2 protein-coding genes are annotated in these 1,905 nt (G+C 32.9%); both read right to left on the minus strand.

Features of this window, described 5'->3' with window-relative positions; genetic code table 11:
* Positions 1-484: 484 nt before the first annotated feature.
* Entirely contained in the window at positions 485-967 is a 483-nt protein-coding gene (locus B3J44_RS22615; RefSeq protein ID WP_057116491.1) for a hypothetical protein, read from the minus strand.
* 94 nt (positions 968-1,061) lie between these two features.
* The gene (locus tag B3J44_RS22620) at positions 1,062-1,853 is read right to left on the minus strand and encodes a (Fe-S)-binding protein (RefSeq protein WP_095930505.1); all 792 of its coding nucleotides are present in this window, start codon (positions 1,851-1,853) and stop codon (positions 1,062-1,064) included.
* Positions 1,854-1,905: the final 52 nt, after the last annotated feature.

The following is a 1,905-nucleotide window of genomic DNA, read 5'->3' on the forward strand; positions in this document are numbered from 1 at the left end:
CTGGCTAACTCGAGACCTAACTCAGTGGCTACTACACCACTACCTCCAAAAGTAGGATAACAAACTATTGCTATTTTCATGGATAAAATTTAATTCTACGAAAATACTCAAAAATAGCGTTTAATTAACCGTTTAAATTGTTAGATTTTTGACAAAATTAGATTAACTCTGGTTAATAAATATTTTTTAGAAGCAGAACAATATCGGTCAAAACAACATTAGTCCCGCTGTACGCTAAATTCCCGATCAACAAAAACTACGGCTGAAAAAGCCTTGTTTTTCTAAATCGGGAGATACCGCTCCCATCGGGGCTAGATTAGACGTTTTTATTTTCATAAGACCGCGATCCTGCTCAACTTTGTCAAAGTTTTAAACTTTGACAAAGTTCTTTACACAGCTAAACCTAACTGTTTTTAAACTTGAAAACCATAAAAAAAGGCACAAAATCTAAATTTTATGCCTTTTAAATATATTTTAAATACTCTTAAAAAAACCTGCTGTGCCAGCTATCAGCTGCAGGAACTTCCCAAGACTCATTGAATTCTTCAATATTGTTTACCAAGTTATTGAAAACAATTGTATTCTCAGAAACTGATTTATCTTTTACCATTTTCTTGAAGTCAATTAATGGTTTATGAGCAATATGTTCTCCTAGTTTAAAAGTAACATTCATTTTATCTAACAAATCAACATTATACTTTTTCTCTAAACTTTGAATAAATTCAACAGAACTATCAATAGAACAACCTGTAGCGGCTTGTACGTCTTGATTTACTGCCAATATTATAAATCTATTGTATTTTAACAAAAATGAAGCTTCTAGACTTGTGCCATGCGCAGCCCATTGTTCTACAAAAGCTTTTAAATCTGTTTCGATTTCAGAAAACTCTTCCTCAGAAAATTTTCTGTTCGACTGGTAAATCCAAACTCTAGATTCACCTGGTAAATTTTCAAAAGGTATATACATTTTTAAATTTTAGATTTTAGATTGTTGATTTTAGATTGTTGATTTTAGATTTTTAAGATCTAGTCTTAGAACCTTAGCATCTTAGAACCTCAGACTACAAATCCTGTGCATTCGCAATTAATTCAGCGATATCCAGCACTTTAACCTGTCCTTCTTTTTCTTGATGCTTAATTCCATCTGTCAACATTGTATTACAGAACGGGCAACCAGCAGCAATAATATCTGGCTTTACTTCTAATGCATCTTCTGTACGAAGAACATTTACTTCTTTATTTCCAGGTTCAGCATCTTTAAACATTTGCGCTCCACCAGCTCCACAGCATAAGCCATTTGCTTTAGAACGTTTCATTTCGACCAATTCAACGTCTAATTTCTGAATTAAATCTCTTGGCGCTTCGTAAACTTTATTTGCTCTACCTAAATAACAAGGATCATGAAAAGTGATTTTTTTACCTTTAAATTGTCCACCTTCAACAGTTAATCTTCCATCATCAATTAATGATTTCAAAAATTCTGTATGATGAATCACTTCGTAGTTTCCTCCTAATTCTGGATATTCATTTTTTAAAGTATTAAAACAATGCGGACAAGCTGTAACAATCTTTTTAGCTTCATAAGCATTCAAAACCTCGATATTCATCATAGCTTGCATCTGAAACAAAAACTCATTTCCAGCTCTCTTTGCAGGATCTCCAGTACAACTCTCTTCTGTACCTAAAACTGCAAAAGAAACATTAGTACGGTTTAAAATACGTACAAACGCTTTAGTAATTTTTTTTGCTCTATCATCAAAACTTCCTGCGCAACCTACCCAAAACAAAACCTCTGGTTGTTTTCCTTCGGCAAGCATTTCTGCCATTGTTGGTACTACTAAATTTTCTGACATTTCTCTCACTTTTGTTTAATCGGTTAATCGTGAAATTGTTTAATCGCTAAAA

The sequence above is a fragment of the Flavobacterium sp. UBA4854 genome (assembly GCF_002399805.1).
Taxonomy (GTDB): Bacteria; Bacteroidota; Bacteroidia; order Flavobacteriales; family Flavobacteriaceae; genus Flavobacterium; species Flavobacterium ginsengisoli.

Excerpts from the sequence above, each read along its gene's own strand:
- B3J44_RS22620 (WP_095930505.1), bottom strand. The coding sequence starts at position 1,853 with ATGTCAGAAAATTTAGTAGTACCAACAATGGCAGAAATGCTTGCCGAA.
- B3J44_RS22615 (WP_057116491.1), bottom strand. The coding sequence starts at position 967 with ATGTATATACCTTTTGAAAATTTACCAGGTGAATCTAGAGTTTGGATT.